We start from the raw sequence: 18,052 nt of genomic DNA on the forward strand, positions 1-18,052 counted from the left end.
GGGGGCCGGCGCCCTCCCCCCCCCCCCCCCCGGGCGGGCCCCCCCCCCCGGGGGGGGGGCCCCCCCCGGCCGCTCCGAGCCTCGCGGTCAGCGCCGGACGGCGGCGACCGCTTCCGCTGCGGAAGCCGTCAGCGTCGCGCCGTCGCCGGTCCACGCGGCCCAGGCGACGTGGCCGTCCGGGCGGATCAGCGCCGCGCGGAGCCGGTCCCAGTCCGTCCGCGCGCCGCCGGGGTCGTCCGCGACCACGGTCAGCACGTGCGGCGGGGGCGCGATCCCCGTGCGGGAGGACGCGGCTTCCGCGTCCGCCTTCGAGGCCATGAGCAGGACGTACCGGTCGGGGGCGAGGACCGAGAAGAGTCCCCCACCGTCGGAGAGCCGGATGTCCGGCGCCCGGTGGCCGACCAGTGGATGGGCGTCACCGCCCGGCGAATAGGCGACGGCGAGCCCGGACAGTTCCTTCGCGAGCAGGGAGGAGAAGGCGGGCACGTCGGTCACGGCCCGGTTCAGCACCGCGCGCAGCGACAGCAGATCCGGTCGGAAGTCGGTCATGAGCGACGTCTGCGCGCGGACGAGTTCCATCAGGGCGACACCGGCGCCGTGGCGTTCGTCGTGGTAGCTCTCCAGCAGGCCGTCGGGGGCCCAGCCCCGCAGAGTGGCGGCGAGCTTCCACCCCAGGTTCCAGGCGTCCTGGAGACCGACGTTCAAGCCCAGGCCGCCGACGGGGAAGATGCGGTGGGCGGCGTCCCCGGCGAGAAGGACGCGTCCGTGCTGGTAGCGCTCGGCGAGCCGGTTGGCGGATCCCGTCCTGGAGATCCAGAGCGGATCGCGCAGGCCGAAGTCCGAGCCGGCGATGGCCGCCAGCCGGATGCGAAGCTCCTCCGCCCCGGCACGCTCCGTCCAGTCGTCGTCGCCGTCCTCGTCGGCGTTGACCCCGCCGACCCGGTGGACGCCGTTGCCCATGGGCACGATGAGCGCCTGGCCCGCGGCGCTGTTCCGCTGGAAGTACGGGACAGAGGGCGGGTCGTCGAGGGTGACGTCGGCGATCCACGTGTACGCGGTGGACTCCGTCCCCGGAAAGGCGATTCCGGCGGCCTTGCGGACCTCGCTCGCGGCGCCGTCGCACCCGACCAGGTAGTCGGCCTCCAGTGGGTACGTCCCGGTCGCGGACTCCACGCGGGCCACCACGGAACCTGCGTCCTGCGTCAGGCCGGCGAAGCCGTGCCCACGCCTGATGTCCACGCCCAGGTCCAGGGCGTACCGCTCCAGCAGTTCCTCCACCCTCGGCTGCCCCAGGACGAGGATGTGGGGGAAGGGCGTGTCCAGCGCGCTGAAGTCGACGCGCTGGTCGAGCAGGCCGAAATGCGAGTTCGGGATCTTCCTGCCCTCGTCGAGGAAAAGGTGGTCGATTCCGCGCGACGCCCAGATCTCCATCGTCCGCGGATGGATCGTGAAGCCCTTCGAATGGGGAAAGCGGTCCTCGCGCCTCTCGACGACCGTCACATCGACGCCCGCCAGACGCAGTTCCGCCGCCAGCCACAGGCCCGTCGGCCCGGCACCGACGACAACGGCCTCTCCCATGCGTTCCTCCGCCGATGAGTGGATCCACGGGCGCGGTCGGTCGATCCGCGCCCCCGCAGTGGCCTGTCGGCGGGGACAGTAACAGAGAACCGCTGCCGGGCCGACCGTCCGGACCTGGCCAACGCAGCGACAGTGCAAGGGAGTTGGGTGACCCGCGCGGGACGGCCCCTCACGGATCGGGAGCCGTGCCGGCGGCCAGGGCCGCGCTGCGCAGCGCTTCCGCGAGGCGGACGCCCGCTTCGGTCGGCGGCTGGGGGAGCCGCGCCACCAGCACACGTCGCCGCTCCTGGGGCCCGCCGCGCACCGGCAGGACCCGCACCCCGTCAGGCGCGGCCTGCGCCAGAGCGGACGGTACGGTCGTCAGTCCGCAGCCGTTGGCCACCAGGTGCAGTTTCGCCAGCCAGTCGCGGACCGTGTGGACGACCCGAGGACGTTCGTCCAGGCCCGGCCAGACGCCCAGGAGCCGGTCCGGGCCGGACGACGAACCGGCGATCCACTGCTGGCCCCGCAGGTCCTCCGCGTCGACGAACTCCCGGCGGGCCGGCGGGTGGGTTGCGCGCACCGCGACGCACAGGGCGCGCTCCGTGAGCGTCTGGAGCGACAGCGGGGGCGACTCGTCGTCCGGTACCCGGAACGGCGGGGCCGACGACAGCAGGGCGAGATCGATGCGCGTCCACGTCATCAGCCGCGAAGGGGGCACCGCAACACTGACCCGCGCCCTGCGGGCGGGCTCCGCACGCGAGTCCACCGTCTCCGTCAACCACCCTGCCGGCACCTGCCGTGCCGGGGACGACGAGTACGCGGTGGTCGGGCCCGATCTGCACGTGCACGGCATCACAGGGCTGCGTGTCGCGGACACGTCCGTCATGCCGACCATCACGCGCGGCGACACCTACGCCCCGTCCGTGATGATCGGCGAACGCGCGGCCGAACTGATCGCCCGTACGCGGGGGGAGTGATCCGCGCGCCGACCGGCACCCTGGCCGCGGCGTCCGGGGGAGCCGGTGCGGTCGTGCGCGCTCTGGCGGGGGTCAGCGGGACGCGGGGACGTCCGGCTCCGGCCACAGGCTCGTGATGACCTTGCCCTGTGTGTAGAAGTGCACGGCCTCGCTGCCGTACATGCGGTGGTCGCCGAAGGCCGAGTCCTTCCAGCCGCCGAAGGAGTGGTAGCCCACGGGCACCGGCATCGGCACGTTCACGCCGACCATGCCGGCCTCGACCTCCAGCTGGAACCGGCGGGCCGCGCCGCCGTCGCGGGTGAAGATCGCGGCGGCGTTGCCGAAGCGGGAGCCGTTGACGATCGCGATGGCCTCTTCGTAGGTCTCCGCGCGGACCACGCACAGGACGGGACCGAAGATCTCCTTGCGGTAGGCGTCCGCGTCCGTACTGACCCTGTCGAGGAGCGAGACGCCCATCCAGAACCCGTTCTCCAGGCCCTCGACGGTGAAGCCCCGGCCGTCGAGCACCACGTCGGCGCCCTGGGCGGCCGCGCCCGCGACGTACTCGGCGACCTCGTCGCGGTGCGCCCTGGTGACGAGCGGGCCCATCTCGGACTTCGGGTCGTTGCCCGGCCCGATGGTGAGCCTCGTGGCCCGCTCGGCGATCCGGGGGACCAGCGCGTCGCCCGCCGAGCCGACCGCGACCACCACGGAGACGGCCATGCAGCGCTGGCCCGCGGAGCCGTAGGCGGCGGACACGGCCGCGTCGGCCGCCGCGTCGAGGTCGGCGTCGGGCAGCACCAGCATGTGGTTCTTCGCCCCGCCGAGGGCCTGGACGCGCTTGCCGCTCGCGGACGCCCTGCCGTAGACGTGGCGGGCGACCGGCGTGGAGCCCACGAACGACACCGCCGCCACGTCCGGGTGGTCGAGCAGCGCGTCCACCGCGACCTTGTCGCCGTGCAGGATGTTCAGCACACCGTCGGGCACCCCGGCCTCGGCCGCGAGTTCCGCCAGGAGCATGGAGGCCGAAGGGGCCTTCCCGCTCGGCTTGTGGACGAAGGTGTTCCCGCACGCGATCGCCATGGGGAACATCCACATGCTGATCATGGCGGGGAAGTTGAACGGCGAGATGCCGACGACCACACCGAGCGGCTGCCGGATCGACGCCACGTCGACGCCGTTCGACACCTCCGTGGACGTGTCGCCCTTGAGCGCCGTGCCGATCCCGCAGGCCAGCTCGACGATCTCCAGGCCCCGGGCCACCTCCGCCAGCGCGTCCGCGTGGACCTTGCCCTGTTCCGCGGTGATCAGCGCGGCGATGTCGTCGCGGTGCCCGTCCAGCAGGGCGCGGTAGCGGAAGAGGATCGCGATCCGCCGCGCGAGCGGGGTCGTACGCCAGGTCGCATAGGCCCCCTTCGCCGCGGCGACCGCCGCGTCGGCCTCCTCCGCGCCGGCCATCGCCACCTGAGCGGTGACCTCGCCGGTCGCGGGGTCGGTCACGGCGCCCCAGGTGCCGGAGGCACCCGAAGCGTCGACGAAGGGCTTGCCACCGATCCAGTGGGTGACGGTCTTCATCGGCAGAACTCCTCCAAGAATGACGGCGGCGGGCTGCGAGGGTCTGTTCGCCGCACCTCACACGCCTCGATCGCGGCCGGACGGGGCCGCGATCGACGGCCGGGAGCAGGTGCCACCACGCCTTCGGGGCCGGCACCGCTGAGTTGGAATCTACTGCTCAGATCCCCGCGAAGAGGCGCACGGAAGGCCCGGGGCCCGATGTGCCTGCGACCGGTCCCGCAGTGTGGTGGCACGGGTCACTGTCCTCCCGCACGCCGCCGGGTCGACCGTCCCGGACGGTTGCCGTCCGGCTCGGGTGTGTCCTGAGGGCGGTCAGAGGCCGGCCGCGGCAAGGATGCGGTACATCCGGGCCCGTGTCAGCACGGGGTTGGCCGCCGCGTTGTCGGTGACCCGCGGTTCCGGGTCCGCCAGCAGCCCCTCCAGCAGTTCTGGGCCGACGTTGGGGTGTCCGGCCGTGCCGGCGCGCAGGGACGGCTCCTGGTCGGTCGCGAGGCGCCGCAGTGCCGCAACGGGCAGATCCGGGTCCTCCAGGGCGAGCACGCGCACTCGCGGATCGGGCTCGCCGGCAAAACCGCCCAGGGCCTGGCGTGGAAAGTTGGGGTGGTCCACCAGCGATGGCCGGATGTGGAAGGAGTCGCCGTGCTCGCGGAGCAGCCGCAGCAGGACCTGCGGTGGTGTGCCGGGTCGGCGGGCCGCAGCACGGCGAACGGACACGGCCGGGTCGTCGTCCAGCCTCTGCCAGGCCTGCTCCGGCAGGTCCCGGCCGTCCGCCAGTACTTTTCGGAACACCGCGTGCGGGCAGTCCAGGTACGTGAGCCGCTCGGCCAGCGGTGCGTCCCGCAGCCAGCGCGGCTCGTAGGACGACCAGCGAAGAGCGAGACCGGCGTCGGCGCTGCCGGCGGCGTCCTCGGCCTCCACCAGTGCGAGGAGCCGGCCGCGGGTCTCAGGGGTGGTGTGGCGACTGTAGGCCACCGCGACGCGTACGGCGGGATCCTCGCTGTCCTGCAGACGCCTCACCATGCCGGCCGTCAGGTGCGGGTTGCCGGCCACGGCGTGCAGCACCGTCTTGTCCGCGGCCGCCAGCAGTCGGGCGAACTGGCCAGGGCTCAAAGGGAGATAGCGTGCGACGTTGGCCCGGCTGGCCGGGTCGGCGAGGCAGCGCTCGGCATAGTGCGGAGGCACGCCCGGGTGCTCTGCGGTGGTTGCTGCGGCACGCACCCTGGGGTCCGGATCGGTGAGGAGTGCCAGGTGCACCCTGGTCGGCCGGTCCCGCCAGGTCTTTGCCACCATCGCGCGCAGTTTGGGGTCGGAGTCGGCGGAGAGCTCGTCAGGCGGCCTGCCGTAGGCTTCGACCAGAGCCTCGATGCCCATCGGCACACCGCACTCCACCATGGCCCGGACGAAGTCCGCGTGGGCGTCCCGGATGGCCGGGTCGGGGTGCTCGGCGATCCGGCGCCGCATCGACGGCGAGCCGCGGCGCCCGTGCAGGAGCACTGCCGCATCACTGCCGCCGTGTGTCAGCAGGGCCTCGGCGGCCGCGTCCGGCAGTTGCCCCTCGCGCATGGTCAGCCCGTGCCGACCGGCCGGGTGCACGGCCAGGCGCACCATGACGCCCGTCGGCGCGGCCGGGTTCCGCCCCAGTCCGGACAACTGCGGCTGCTCGAGATGGACCATACGCTCACGCTGTCGGGGCTGCGGTTGCGGCTGTCGGCCCCGCTGACCCCTGACGTTCTGTCAGGGGTCAGCGATGCGCATGGCTCACGGGTGCTCAAGCCTCGCCGCCTGTCCGGTCCTCCGGGTGCGGGGCGATGTCGCGAAGGGCCTGGGCGACGGCCGGGTAGTCCTTCTTCAGGATGGCCCCGTGGTTGCTGGCGACCTTCGCGGCGATCTCGATGTGGGGGTTGTGGGCGGTTACGGTGTCGAGGCCGGCGCGGATGCGTTCCTGTTCGTCGCCGCGGCTGCCGAAGGACGTGCCGGAGGCGACGACGTAGCGGACGGGGACGGTGACGTCGTCGAGCACGGGGCGCAGTTCGCGTTCACGGGACAGCTTGCCGAGTTCGATGTTGCTCTCGGCCTGCTGTGCGGCGGTCATCCGCGGGGCCAGGCCGGTGGGCCGCAGCAGGGGCAGGAACCAGCTCATGCGCCGGAAGAGCTTGCGGATCCGCTGCTCCATCGCGTCGTCGAGCCAGTCGTGGGGGAACGCGCCGTCGACCAGGACCGCGCCCAGGGCGCGCTGCGGGTTGCGTCGCGCCCAGTGCGCCGCGACGACGGCGCCGTAGGACCAGCCCACCACCAGTGCCCGGTCGACGTTCCGGGCGGCGAGGACGGCGTCGACGTCCCGGACGGCGGCCTCGAAGGAGTAGTCCGCCGATCGCCTCGACTTGCCGCGGGCACGCTCGTCGTAGGTGATGTGCCGCCACTGCGGGCCGAGTTCGGCGATGACGCGCCGCCAGTACCCCTGGGTGGCGAACTGGCCGTTGAGGTACAGCACCGGGATGCCGGGGCCGCCGGTGTCGGTGACGGCCAGGGCCGTGTCGTCGACCGGCACCAAGCCGGTCCACCGCGGACTCGTCGTGGAAGAGCTGTTCTTCGTCATGGGTTCCCCCTGCTCGCGTCGGGTGTGCTGTGGGGCGGGTCGTGGTGGGCTCTGCCGGACCGTTGCCGGTGGGGTTCGGTCAGAGGCTGCGGGCGGTGATGTCGCCGCGGGCGGTGGTGGCGCGGATGTCGAGGCCGGCGGCGCCGTCGTTCTTCAGGGCGTTGTCGATGCGGCCGTAGGCGGTGCCGGCGTCGAGGACGGCGGAGACGCCGGCGGCGGCGGTGACCGTGATGTCGCCTGTCTCGGTGCGGAGCACGACCGCGCCGTGGACGGCCTCGGCGATGGTGATGTCGCCGCGTGCGGTGGTGATCTGCGCGGGGCCGCCGAGCCGGCCGATCTCGACGTCGCCGTCGACGGCGGTGAGGTGGACGCTCGCGGCCTCGTCGATCGTGATCCGGCGGTACGCGCCGTCGAAGGCGATGTCGCCGAGGCGTCCGGTGCTGTGGAGCTCGGCGGCGGCGGTCGTGGCCCGGACGCGGGAGCCGGCGGGCAGGTGGACGGTGATCTCCAGGGCCCCGCGGCGGTCGACGAGCCGGTTGTCGGCAGCCGGGGCGGTGACCCGCAGGACGCCGTCGGCGTAGGAGACGGAGGTCTGCTGGGCGGTCGCGGCGTCACGGCTCTTGGCGGGGTCGGCGGGCAGGACCTCGACGGTGGCGTCGGCGCGGTCGGCGGCGACGAACCGGACGCGTCCGGCGGGGATGTCCAGGACGGCGGAGATCGGGGCGGAGGTGTCGAACGTGTGCATCGTGGTCTCCCGTGCTCGTCTCAACGTTTCTGACATCGGAAACGCTACGTTGCTTTCCGTATCTCGACAACACCCTTGTTGCATGGAATCGGTAACCTTGCAGGCCAGCGCTACAAAACCATTGCAACGGCCTTGAAGGGAACGCAACGACCGTGGTTGCGATCAGTGCAATGGACGGGAAGTGAACGCTATAGTGGCCGGATCGGGGACCGATCCGAGGAACAACCCAGGGAGATGGCGATGCCGGGAGGCAGGCTCACTCAGTCCGAACGCCAGCAGATCGCGCTGGGGCTGGCCGACAGCCTGCCCTACGCCGAGATCGCCCGGCGTCTGGAACGCCCGACCTCGACGGTCACGCGCGAGGTGATGCGCAACGGCGGCCCCACCGCCTATCGCGCCGACCTGGCCCACCGCGCCACCGAACACCGCGCCCACCGGCGCAGGCCCGCCGCCGCGCGGGGGGCGGAGTCGGCCCCGCAGCCGCACGGACGTGATGCCGCGGCGGTGGCCGAGTACGAGGAGACGTTCACGACCGTGCTGATGGCATCGGGCCTGAGCAAGATGACGGCCCGGGTGCTGACCTGCCTGTTCACCACCGACGCGGGCAGTCTCTCCGCGTCCGAACTCGCCCAGCGCCTCCAGGTCAGCCCGGCGTCCATCTCCAAGGCGATCACGTTCCTGGAGAGCCAGAGCCTGGTCCGCCGGGAACGCGACGAACGCCGCCGCGACCGCTACGTCGTCGACAACGAGCTCTTCTACCAGGCGACGATCGCCAGCGCCCGGGCCAACGACCAACTCGTCGCCACCGCCCGCCAGGGAGTGGCGGTCCTCGGCCCGCAGACCCCGGCGGCCGCGCGCCTGGAGAACATCGCCCGCTTCCTCGACTTCATCAGCGAGAGCATCACCCGCGCCGCCGAACAGGCCCGCGACGTCCTCCACGCCAAGCCCGAGACCACCGCGGACGACGCGGCCCGGCCGACTCCGGACCACGGATAGCCGGACGGCTGCCCGGACGGCCGAGTTGCTCGCGCCGGCGTCGGCGACTCGGCCGCGACAGGGCCCCTCAGGCGGTCGCCGCCTCGGCGCGTGCGTAGAACGCGGCGAGTTCGTGCGGGTTCTTGGTGTAGACGTCGATCTTGCGCACCGCGCCGTTCTCGACCTGGTGGATCTCCACCATGGTCAGCGGGAACCGTTCACCGGTGGTGTGGGCCGTGAGCGTTCCTGTGAGTGTTCCGACCACGCCGGCCGGGCCCTGGAACACCTCGGCCGCGGTGATGGTGACGTCGGCGTGGCCCATCATCGCGCCCAGGACCGATCCGACGAACGCCTCGCGGCCCTGGTGCACGCCCCCGTAGGGGAGTTGGGTCGGTTCGTCGACGATCACCTCGGGGGCGAGGACCGCCAGCACGCCGGGCACGTCGCCCTTGGCGAGGGCGTCGTACAGCGCTCGTACGACGTCCGCGGGGTTCTGCGGCGCGGTCTCGATCCGGTCGTTCATCGTGTGTGTCCCTTCCGTCGTGCCGAGGTGCCTCGAGGTCCGGTCGGACCCCGCAGGACCGGGGCAGGCACCATGCAACGGCAGGCGGCGCCGGCGGGGGAGTCCTCGCTGTGAGGGGTACCGGCAGGGACCCCCACCGGGGGCGCGGCCTGCCTACCCTGTCGTCATGGACAACCGGGACGCAGTCAGCGCATTCCTCCGCTCCCGACGCGAGATGATCACCCCCGAGCAGGCGGGTCTGCCCGTGTACGGCCGGCGGCGGGTGCCCGGACTGCGCCGGGGCGAGATCGCGGCGCTCGCCGGGGTGAGCGTGGAGTACTACACGCGCCTGGAGCGCGGCAACCTCAAGGGCGTCTCCGACAGTGTGCTGGACGCTCTTGCCCAAGCCCTGCGGCTGGACGACACCGAGCGCATGTACCTGTACGACCTGGCCCGGGCCGCGGGCCCGGCGGCCCGGGTGCGGCCCCCGCGGCGGGAGGCCAGGCCGGCGGTGCGGGCGAGCGTGGCGCGGATCGTGGAGGGGATGCCGGGGCTGCCCGCGTACGTGATGAACAACCGCCTCGACACGCTGGCCGCCAACCCGCTGGGCCGGGCCCTGTACTGCGAGATGTTCGCCGACCCGGCGTGCGAAGGGAACGTCGCCCGTTTCGCGTTCTTCCACGCCGCGGCACGGCGGTTCTACACCGACTGGGAGCGGATGGCCCGCTTCGCCGTCGGCGCGTTGCGCGTCGAGGCCGGAAAGCACCCCTACGACCGGGAGTTGTCGAACCTGATCGGTGAACTGTCCACCCGCAGTGATGCGTTCCGCGTGATGTGGGGCTCCCAGAGCGTCCACGTCTTCCGCGAGAGCACGAAACGCCTGAACCATCCGCTCGTCGGCGATCTGGAACTCGACCAGGAGACCATGAGCCTGCCGGACGAGAGCGGCCTGAGCGTGGTCGCCTACAGCGCGCCTCCCGGATCCGCCGCCGAGGACGGCCTGAAGCTGCTCGCGAGCTGGTCCGCCACCCCCGGGGGCGACCCGTCGCCCGCACAACCGTGACGGCGCCACCGGGCGACGACGGACGGCCGGCCCCCGAGGGGACCGGCCGTCCGTCGTACCGTGGTTCGACGCCGGGGGCGTGCCGGCGGCCCGTTCCCGGTGCCGCCGGCGCCCTTCCCGGCCGCTTCCCCGGAGTTACTTGCGCTTGAGGGTGAAGTTGCCGGTGACCGTCGCTCCCTTCTTCAGCTTCAGCGTGGCGACGGTCGGCTGGTAGCCGTCCTTGGCGACGATGACGGTCAGCGGGTTGTTGCGGGTGTCGAGCCACAGCCCGTAGGTGCCGTCGGAGGCGGTGGTGAGGGTGTAGGTCGACGCCCAGCTGTCGATCTGCACGGTCGCCCCGGCCAGCGGCGCGGTGCCGCCGTTGGCCGTGTTGCCCAGGACGAGACCGGCGATCTTCCCCCAGGTCTTGGGCGGGTCGACGTGCAGGGCGACCGGGATCCGCGGCACGGAGTACGGCGTGTCGGTGCCCACGCTCAGACCGGCGGTCAGGTCACCGGGCTGCGTCACCGAGGCCGCCGAGGCGTCCAGGGAGACCGTGACGGTGGCGCTGGTCCCGGGCTGCAGGGTGAGCTGCTGGACGCTGGTGCTCAGCCAGTCCACGTCACCCGATCCGGTCTGGTCGTAGCCGGGGAGCACCTCGACCTTGGCGGCCGGCGTGCCGGGAGCGCTGCCGCCGCCGACCTTGTAGAAGCCGGGCGCGCCGCCGCCGCGGTAGGTGGCGAGGTTGGCGTTGGGGAGGGCGCCCCAGGTGCCGGAGGCCGGGTCGAAGGCCTGGCTGCGGTTGGTCAGGGCGTTGTTGCCGACGCCGCCGACGAGGATCAGCCGGCCGTTGGCCGCGGCGTAGGCGGTACCCCACTGGGGGGCCGACACGTCCGCCAGCTGGGACCAGCTGTCGGTGCCCGGGTCGTAGGCGTAGGTGTGGGTGATGTCGTTGTTGCTCGCGCCCAGACCGCCGGCGCAGTAGATCCGGCCGTCGATGGCGCCGCAGGCCTCCCACGAGACGGCCTCGGGGTAGGCGGCGATCTGGGACCAGCTGTTGGTGGCGGCGTCGTAGACACTCGCGTCGGTGGTGCCGCACGAGTCGGTGGCGCATCCGCCGATCATGTAGAGCTTGCCGTCCAGGACGGCGGTGCCGGAGCCCGCGTACGGCTTCGGCGCGGACGCGCCGGTGGTCCAGCTGTCCGACTGCGGGTCGTAGATCTCCAGCTTCCCGTCCGGGGCGCCCGTCGGGCCCCAGCCGCCGGCGACGTAGAGCTTGCCGTCGATGAAGCCGTGCGCGGGGTCCTCACGGGTGTCGGAGGCGCTCGCCAGCTTCGTCCAGCTGCCGGCGACCGGGTCGAGGACGTACAGGTCCTTGACGTCGGTGGCTCCGTTGTAGCCGAAGGCGGAGTAGACCTTGCCGTCGAGAGAGGCGACGGCGTTGTCCATCAGGGCGCCCGGCAGGTCCGGGGCGCTCTGCCAGGTGTCGTCCGCCGGGGCCGCCGCGGACGGCTTGGCCGAACCGGCCGCCGCGTGGGCCTTGCTGGACAGCGCGTTGAAGTCACCCTTGACGGTCTGCAGGGCCGCGCCCTTGGCCTGCTGGGTGAAGCCGCCGGACTGCTCACCGAGCTTGACCGTGGCGGCCGTGCCGCCGGTGTTCTTGACGGTCAGCTTCTGCGTCTTGGAACCGCCCCAGGCGACGGAGGCGGAGACGGAGGCCGGGGTGATGGTGACCTTGCCGGCCTTGAGCTTGAAGTCGGCCTGGACGGCGCTGTCGGCCCCGGTCTTCACCGACTTGGTCACCGAGGTGTACTTGGCCTTGGCCGCGGTGAAGGGGTGGCTGCCGAAGGCGGTCGAGACGAAGGAGTAGAAGCCGTCGGGCAGGTTCGGGTCGTCGGGAGTGGCCACCGTGGTGGTCGACTCGGCGGGCTTGTCCTGGCTGGTGACAGCGGCTCCGACGATGCCGTCACCGGTGTTGGCGTCGGTGACGGTGCCCACGACCAGGCCGGCGGGGACGGGGGTGAGGTGCCGGTCGCCGACGAAGACGTTGTCGACGGACCACCACCAGCCGAAGCTGCCGGCGAAGTGGAAGCGCAGCTGCACCGCGGGCTTGCCGGCGAAGTCCGACAGCGAGGCCTCGATGCGGTCACCCGCGACGTCCGAGCCGGGGGCCCAGATCCTCGTCCAGGTCGCGCCGCCGTCCGAGGTCGCCTCGACGACCGCGGACTGGTTGGAGTAGGCCTTGTACTCGGTGTTGAAGGCCACCTCGGGGTCGTTCTTCCCGGTGAAGTCGTAGACCGGGCTGACCAGTGAGGTGTCCTGGGTGGCGCCACCACCGAAGTGGTCGCTGTCGATGATGGCGAACGCGCCGTCACCGCCGGTGCGGTTGGTGCGGTTGCCCGGGTCGTCGAACTCCCAGCCGCCCGTGGTGTCCTCGGCGTTCTCCACCTTCCAGCCGGCCGGCGGGGCGTCGGTGGCGTCGAAGGGCTCGGTGGTGCCGGTCACGTCGACCCGGTACCCGGGCGGGGTCGCCGTCCAGGAGTCGACGGGAACCGCGATGCCCACCGTCTGAGCGGAGCCGCCGACGGTGACCGTCTTGCTGACGGCCTTGTAGCCGGGGGTCGCCGCCGCGACGTGCAGGGTGTAGGAGTGCCCCTGGGGCAGGTCCAGGCTGTACGAGCCGGTGGCCGGATCCGTCCACACCGCGCCGGGGACGCCGTCCGCGGTGATCTTGGCGTACAGCGGCCAGCCGTGGCCGGCGCCGTCGGTGACCTTGCCGGCGACCGTCTGGCTGGGCACCGGGGCGAGGGTGAAGTTCTTGGTGACCGTGGCGTCGTCGTCGACCACGACACCGTCGGCGGAGCCGTCGGAGTAGCCGAACGCCGCGACGGAGACGTCGTAGGTGCCGGTGGGCACCGTCAGCGAGTACGCGCCGGAGGCGTCGGTGCGGGCGGAGCTGTCGCCCGCGGTGACGGTCGCACCGGCCAGGGCCTTGCCGGTGGCGCTGTCGGTCACGCTGCCGGTGATCACGCCGTGCGGGCCGCTGCGGAACGCGGTCAGGCCGGCGGGGGTGCCGAGCCCGGTCGGGCCGTCGTAGCCGGTACCGCCGGTGCACAGGTACGACGGGGAGCAACTGCCGTTGCTGCCGGTCGTGACGTCGTTGATCCCGGTGCCCGCCGCGTAGGGGTACGCGTTGGGGTACGAGCCGGCGACGGGGGTGCCGGCGGCCGCGTACACCGAGGCTATGATGGGCGAGGAGACGCTGGTGCCGCCGTAGACCGCCCAGCCGCCGTTGCCGTACGTCTGGTAGACCGCCACGTCCTGCGCGACGGCGGAGACGTCGGCCAGGGCCCGGTTGTCACAGCCGGTGTCCTGCTGGAAGGCGGGCTTGGGCTCGTAGAGCGAGCAGCCGGAACCGGCGTCGCCCCAGGCGGACTCGGTCCATCCGCGGGTCGTGGACGGGGCGCGGGTCAGCGTGGTGCCGCCGACCGCGGTCACGTACTGCGAGGCGGCCGGGTAGCTCACGCCGTAGCCGTAGTCACCGGTGGACGCGGTGATCGCGACGCCGGGGTGGTTGTAGTGCGCGTCCAGCGTGGTGGTCTCGGACGGGTCCTCGCCGCCACCGCCCCGGTAGTCGGTGCCGTACGAGTTGGAGACGTACTTCGCGCCGAGCGCGACCGCCTGGTCGACGGCCGCGGACAGGCTCTCGAAGCTGTTGTCGTCGGCCTCGACCAGCAGGATGTGCGCGTTGGGCGCGCTCGCGGAGACCATGTCGAGGTCGAGCGAGATCTCGCCGGCCCAGCCGGGGTCGGGCGTCGGGTAGTCGGTGCCGCCGCGCTGGTCGACCTTGCGGAAGCAGCCGTTGTCGGTGGTGCAGGCCGAAAGTCCGAACTGCGCCCGGTAGACGGCGAGGTCCGACTCGGCGGTCGGGTCGTCGAAGGCGTCCACGATGGCGACGGTCTGCCCGGCACCGCCGTCGGCGGGGAGGTTGTAGGCGCTCTGCAGATCGCCGGCGCCGTAACCGGCGGGGGTGTCCGCCGCCTTCATCAGGCCCTTGAACGGCTTCACATCGGTGCGGCGCAGCGCGAAGCAGCTGAAGTGGGAGGGCTTGGGCGTCTCACAGGCGGGTTCGAAGGACGGGCGCGCGCCGGTGGCCGAGGCGGCCGGGCGGGCGTCCGCCGCGCTCGTGGCCCCTGCCGGTGCCTGCACTCCGAGCACCGCCATGGCGGCGGCGCCGAGGACGGCCAGGCCCCTGGCCACCCTCCGGTGGACAGGGTGTGCGGTTCTCGCTGGTCTGTGCAACGTGACTCCCATGCGTGCTTGCAGGGATCGAGCCGCGTACGGCTCCTGGGTGACGGTGGACGCCGGGGCGTTCACCGGGGCCCATTAGCGAGATGGGTTCTGTGCATGTCAATGGGGATGTTGTGAGCACGGTGTGACCGAACGTCACCAAATGGGTGCGGTGGCCACGCATTTCCACTGGGAATGTCGTCAAATGCCCGGACCTCGGCGTCCGCTGAGCGAACGCCGGCCGCGCGTCACACGTGACCGTTCACGGAAAGTATTGAGGGCGTGAATACGACACCAGACGGGAAGCCGCCAGCGCCGCCGAACGGAACCGGCCACGGCGCGGGGCGCCGCTGTTCCTGCTGGTCAACCCGCCGTGTGGGGGCGGCTGTTGCCGCTCGCTCACCCGCCGGCCCGTCACCTGCGGGCGTCGCCTCCTGCTGCGCGGCCGGCGCAGAACCCGGACGGATCGGCACAGGCTGCCCTTGCGAGGCAGATGCCGACGGCCCGAAACCGCCCACGCCCACGCGGAGGAAGGGCCCCGGTGAAGAGAGCGGGGAGCCTTTGCCATCCAGGGCTGACATCGGCTGACAACAGCGCCCGGGCCACGCCCATGGGAGGATGCGGTCGCCCGAGCCCACCGAGGACGGAGACGGGGGGGGGAGCCCGCCGCGGTAGCCCTGCCTCTGGGGACGTCGTCGATCCTGTGGCCGCGCTCCAGGCGGCTTCGGCGCCCATGCCCACCCCGAGCAACCGCCCGAGGACCCCGTAGTCACAGCAGGAGGAGTCTTTCGGTGAACGGGCGGGCAGAGGTGGGACGGCCCGCTACTCGGCGTCAAACCTGAGCAGGCAGATGGGGCATGTCGCCGACCGCTGCGCCCGCGCTTTCGCTTCGAGCGAGAAGATCGCCGAGCCCACGAAGACGGCCATCGCGACCACCAGACCGAGCCACGCGGGTCTGACCGCCGCCGGCCACGTGGTCACGAGGGACAGGCGGGGAATCCAGGGCAAGGGCGGGGGGTAGCCAAGCTGGTGGAATACGTTCACGACCGCCACGACCAACGCTCCCACTTGCGTTGTCGCCAGGATCCCGGAATCCTCGCCGGCCTTCTTGTTCACCACGGGCGGCACCCGTTGCTCGCAGCGACGGCAGTATCTCTCGACGTCCTCGACCGGCTTGCCGGCCATGCCCCACCCCCAGCGCGATGTCCAGTCGTGCCGGATGGTCCCACCGTCCCCATACCCGGTCAACGGTCCTGCTCGGCACCGCCCCGCCGCGACCAGTGCGCGCGCTGCGCTCAGGCAGTGGGCACGTGAACCCGGCTGCTCGGCTGTCACCCGGGCGCTCGACCGCAGCCCGGGCATGCGCCGGCCGAAGAACGCCCACGCCTGTTTCGTCGTGCTCGCCCAGGTGCCGAGGACGCCAAGGGTCAACACGTCGTCAGGCACGGTCAGAACCAATGAAGGCAGTGCGGGGGACGCCCCGCATGGAAGAGGCGGTCGGCGAGGGCGGCCGCACCCGGGCGGTGGTCTCGGATGCGGCCGGCACGCACGAGGGTGCTCGGGGTGGTGCCGCCGAGGTAGATCGAGCCCAGGTCGCTCACGTCCAGCGACAGATCGGGGTCCCGGTCGGTGGGGACGCAGTGGGCCTTGTTGTCCCGGACGGTCAACACATAGCGGCCGTGCTCGCCGAGGAACGGGTCGTCGACGTCGAGGACGAGCTCGCCGTCCGTGAACCAGCCGCGCGCGGTCAGCGCACGCGGGACGTCCAGCAGCCGTACCCAGAGCCAGTCGGTGTGGTTGCTTGCCTGGCCGGCCCGGAAATCCACGAACTGCCAGCGCAGCGGGTGCTCGGGCGGGACATGCCGGAAGACCACCTGAGTGACCAGGTCGTGCCCGAGCACGAACCGGGCCAGGGCCGTGAAGACACTGTCGTCGGTTGCGATGGTCTCGTCGACCGTCAAGGTGCCCGACTCGCCTAGGGAGTAGCTGGCGTACCCGTCCGGGACGCCGTCGGCGTCACGGTGCACGGCCACGTACCGCGGTGCCGGAGAGACCGGGGGCTGCCCCGCACCCAGGGCCCACCAGCGGTGCGGCCGGGACAGCGCGCCAGGCTGCGCACGGCGGTACCGGTCGTAGACCTCCTCCAGGATCCCCACGCACTCGGTGCGCCGCAGCACCTCGACACACCCGGAGTCAGAGCCCGTCGCCGACCCGTCGGCTGTCCCGCCCGCCCGGGGGAGGACGAGGGCTGCCTGGTGGCGCGGCACCGTCAACCGCCCGGTGTAGGTCGCCGGTCCGTAGCCGAACCTGCGGTAGATCGGGGCCTCGGAGGCGAGCAGTACGGAGAGGAAATCGCCCCGGGCACGCAGCTCGCCCAGCTGATGCCGCATCATCGCACGCAGCACGCCCTGCCGTCGGTGCGAGGGCATGACACCGACCGCGGTCACCCCGGCGGCCGGGACGACCATCCCGCCGGGCAGGGTCAACTCGAAGGAGTATGCGCCGGCGGTGCCGACAGGCCGTCCGTCCGCCGCCACGGCGAGCAGGCCGCGGTCCATTTCGAGCGCAGACCACCAGACCCCTCCGCCGTCGTCGGCCGGGGTCTCCGGGAAGCGCCCGAACGCCGCATGGAGTGTCTCGACGAAGACGTCGACGTCCTGGTCGGTCGTGGGACGGATCATCATGCTGCCGCTGCCTCCCCGGAGTACCGGCGCCACGTTCATGGCGCCCGCCACAGTGCAGCGTCGAGTCGTGACCCGGTCAAACGAATTACGGCCGCATCCGGCTGACCTCAGCGACACCGGGTGACGGCGCAATGCCGGTGATCCACCGCTGTGCCACACACTCGGTGATACCCGGGCCCAGAGCGTGCACTCAGGTGTCGGACACCTTCTCCACCGCGTCGAGGGGCAGGTCGATGCGCGTGTCGTCCCCGAAGACCTGTACAAGCAGCTGCACGCGATTTCGCTCGCGGTCGATGGCGAGGACCGGACCCGTCATCTGGACGAAGGGGCCGTCAGTCACCACAACGGTGTCCCCTGCCTGTAGCTCAGAGGCGTTCGAAATCGGTCACTCCCTGGAGGTGGTGGCGGCCATCTCGAGCCGGTGGGCCGCTGTCCGAGATCCTATGGGGCCGGCACCGCGAGCCGTGTCTGCTCATCAGCACCACGCAACGGCGGAACGGGAACGTGGGCGCCCCAAAGACTGGGGGCGCCCCAGGGGTGCACGATCAATGGCGGCCGGAACTCCGCCATTGCGGGAAGTGTCTCATGGCGGCCGTCAGACTCGGAGGCAGCGATGCCGCAGCTCGGAGATGACGGATTCCTCGCGCGCATTGACGGCGCCGTCCACAGCGGCCACCCGCTCGGCCACGTCGAGGATGTCGCTCAAATCCTCCGCCTCGGCCTTTATCCGGCCCCACACCTCCGCGGGGTCGGTCTCGACAAGGTGGGCGAGCTGTTCATCGATCACCTGATGCCGCTCCCGAAGCAAGTCCCATCAGGTGCCGCATCAGCAGCGCCTCATCGTCGGAGATCTTGCGGTTCGCCCTGACCAACAGCACCGCAAGGGGAACGCCGACCGGAGGGATACCGATCTTGATGACGTTCCTCTGCACGAGGTGCTTCCCGACGGTCACGCAAGCGGGCGGGAAGCCCCGTTTCATACCGCCTGGCTGCCAGGCGCCCGGCGTGACAACAGGCCTGCTGTGGTGGAGAGTTGCCGCGAAACGGCAGCCGATGTGACGCCGCGGAGCCGGGCCGCCGCGGGGCGGCCCCTCCGGCGGCGAAGTGCCGGCTGACCTATGGACGGA

Annotated in this window: 15 protein-coding genes and 1 pseudogene; 3 read left to right on the top strand and 13 right to left on the bottom strand. The window is 72.0% G+C overall.

The annotated features are described in order from the left end of the window. Window positions 1-87: 87 nt before the first annotated feature. Together ACFYXS_RS04960 and ACFYXS_RS04965 are read right to left on the bottom strand one after the other, a co-directional pair. Window positions 88-1,578, bottom strand: a complete 1,491-nt coding sequence (locus ACFYXS_RS04960; protein ID WP_389243947.1) for an FAD-dependent monooxygenase — start codon at window positions 1,576-1,578, stop codon at window positions 88-90. Between the two features lie 169 nt (window positions 1,579-1,747). Next, window positions 1,748-2,245 (bottom strand): annotated as a pseudogene (locus tag ACFYXS_RS04965) (LysR substrate-binding domain-containing protein); the annotation flags it as partial. Between ACFYXS_RS04965 and ACFYXS_RS04970 the strand changes: the two are divergent. Beyond that, a complete protein-coding gene (locus ACFYXS_RS04970) occupies window positions 2,244-2,537 on the top strand; it encodes a GMC oxidoreductase (protein WP_389243949.1) in 294 nt (97 codons plus the stop codon). The pseudogene ACFYXS_RS04965 and the gene ACFYXS_RS04970 sit on opposite strands and share 2 nt — an antisense overlap. 72 nt (window positions 2,538-2,609) lie before the next feature. On the opposite strand, the gene ACFYXS_RS04975 is transcribed toward ACFYXS_RS04970, so the two are convergent. The 4 genes from ACFYXS_RS04975 to ACFYXS_RS04990 form a co-directional block, all read right to left on the bottom strand. Next, entirely contained in the window at window positions 2,610-4,091 is a 1,482-nt protein-coding gene (locus ACFYXS_RS04975) for a CoA-acylating methylmalonate-semialdehyde dehydrogenase (RefSeq protein WP_389243951.1), read from the bottom strand. 312 nt (window positions 4,092-4,403) lie between these two features. Continuing rightward, window positions 4,404-5,765, bottom strand: coding sequence for a hypothetical protein (locus ACFYXS_RS04980; RefSeq protein ID WP_389243953.1), 1,362 nt, complete (start codon window positions 5,763-5,765; stop codon window positions 4,404-4,406). A gap of 94 nt (window positions 5,766-5,859) precedes the next feature. Further along, window positions 5,860-6,687 carry an alpha/beta fold hydrolase gene (locus ACFYXS_RS04985; protein ID WP_389243955.1) on the bottom strand — a complete coding sequence of 276 codons (828 nt, stop codon included), beginning with the start codon at window positions 6,685-6,687 and terminating at the stop codon, window positions 5,860-5,862. Window positions 6,688-6,766: 79 nt separating this feature from the next. Beyond that, complete coding sequence (locus ACFYXS_RS04990) at window positions 6,767-7,432, bottom strand: DUF4097 family beta strand repeat-containing protein (protein ID WP_389243957.1); 666 nt, start codon at window positions 7,430-7,432, stop codon at window positions 6,767-6,769. Between the two features lie 240 nt (window positions 7,433-7,672). Between ACFYXS_RS04990 and ACFYXS_RS04995 the strand changes: the two genes are divergently transcribed. Further along, entirely contained in the window at window positions 7,673-8,428 is a 756-nt protein-coding gene (locus ACFYXS_RS04995; RefSeq protein WP_389243960.1) for a helix-turn-helix domain-containing protein, read from the top strand. Between the two features lie 67 nt (window positions 8,429-8,495). Here the strand turns inward: ACFYXS_RS04995 and ACFYXS_RS05000 are convergent, their stop codons facing one another. Then, a complete protein-coding gene (locus ACFYXS_RS05000; protein ID WP_389243962.1) occupies window positions 8,496-8,930 on the bottom strand; it encodes a nuclear transport factor 2 family protein in 435 nt (144 codons plus the stop codon). 166 nt (window positions 8,931-9,096) lie between these two features. On the opposite strand from ACFYXS_RS05000, the gene ACFYXS_RS05005 reads away from it, so the two are divergent. Next, the gene (locus ACFYXS_RS05005; RefSeq protein WP_389243964.1) at window positions 9,097-9,972 is read left to right on the top strand and encodes a helix-turn-helix transcriptional regulator; all 876 of its coding nucleotides are present in this window, start codon (window positions 9,097-9,099) and stop codon (window positions 9,970-9,972) included. Between the two features lie 135 nt (window positions 9,973-10,107). Here the strand turns inward: ACFYXS_RS05005 and ACFYXS_RS05010 are convergent, their stop codons facing one another. The 6 genes from ACFYXS_RS05010 to ACFYXS_RS05035 form a co-directional block, all read right to left on the bottom strand. Beyond that, window positions 10,108-14,211, bottom strand: coding sequence for a carboxypeptidase regulatory-like domain-containing protein (locus ACFYXS_RS05010; RefSeq protein WP_389243966.1), 4,104 nt, complete (start codon window positions 14,209-14,211; stop codon window positions 10,108-10,110). Between the two features lie 852 nt (window positions 14,212-15,063). Further along, a complete protein-coding gene (locus ACFYXS_RS05015; RefSeq protein WP_389243968.1) occupies window positions 15,064-15,687 on the bottom strand; it encodes a hypothetical protein in 624 nt (207 codons plus the stop codon). Between the two features lie 2 nt (window positions 15,688-15,689). Then, on the bottom strand, window positions 15,690-16,925 hold the full coding sequence (locus tag ACFYXS_RS05020) for a GNAT family N-acetyltransferase (protein WP_389243970.1): 1,236 nt from the start codon (window positions 16,923-16,925) through the stop codon (window positions 15,690-15,692). 190 nt (window positions 16,926-17,115) lie between these two features. Beyond that, window positions 17,116-17,268 carry a hypothetical protein gene (locus ACFYXS_RS05025; protein ID WP_389243972.1) on the bottom strand — a complete coding sequence of 51 codons (153 nt, stop codon included), beginning with the start codon at window positions 17,266-17,268 and terminating at the stop codon, window positions 17,116-17,118. A 252-nt stretch (window positions 17,269-17,520) separates the two neighbouring features. Next, window positions 17,521-17,712 (bottom strand): hypothetical protein, encoded by a 192-nt coding sequence (locus ACFYXS_RS05030; protein ID WP_389243974.1) that lies wholly within the window; start codon window positions 17,710-17,712, stop codon window positions 17,521-17,523. After that, window positions 17,702-17,857: a hypothetical protein gene (locus ACFYXS_RS05035; RefSeq protein ID WP_389243976.1), complete on the bottom strand. Its 156-nt coding sequence runs from the start codon at window positions 17,855-17,857 to the stop codon at window positions 17,702-17,704. Before ACFYXS_RS05035 ends, ACFYXS_RS05030 begins: the two co-directional genes overlap by 11 nt. Between the last annotated feature and the right edge of the window lie 195 nt (window positions 17,858-18,052).

This window comes from Streptomyces sp. NPDC002574, assembly GCF_042889545.1.
Classification (GTDB): domain Bacteria; phylum Actinomycetota; class Actinomycetes; order Streptomycetales; family Streptomycetaceae; genus Actinacidiphila.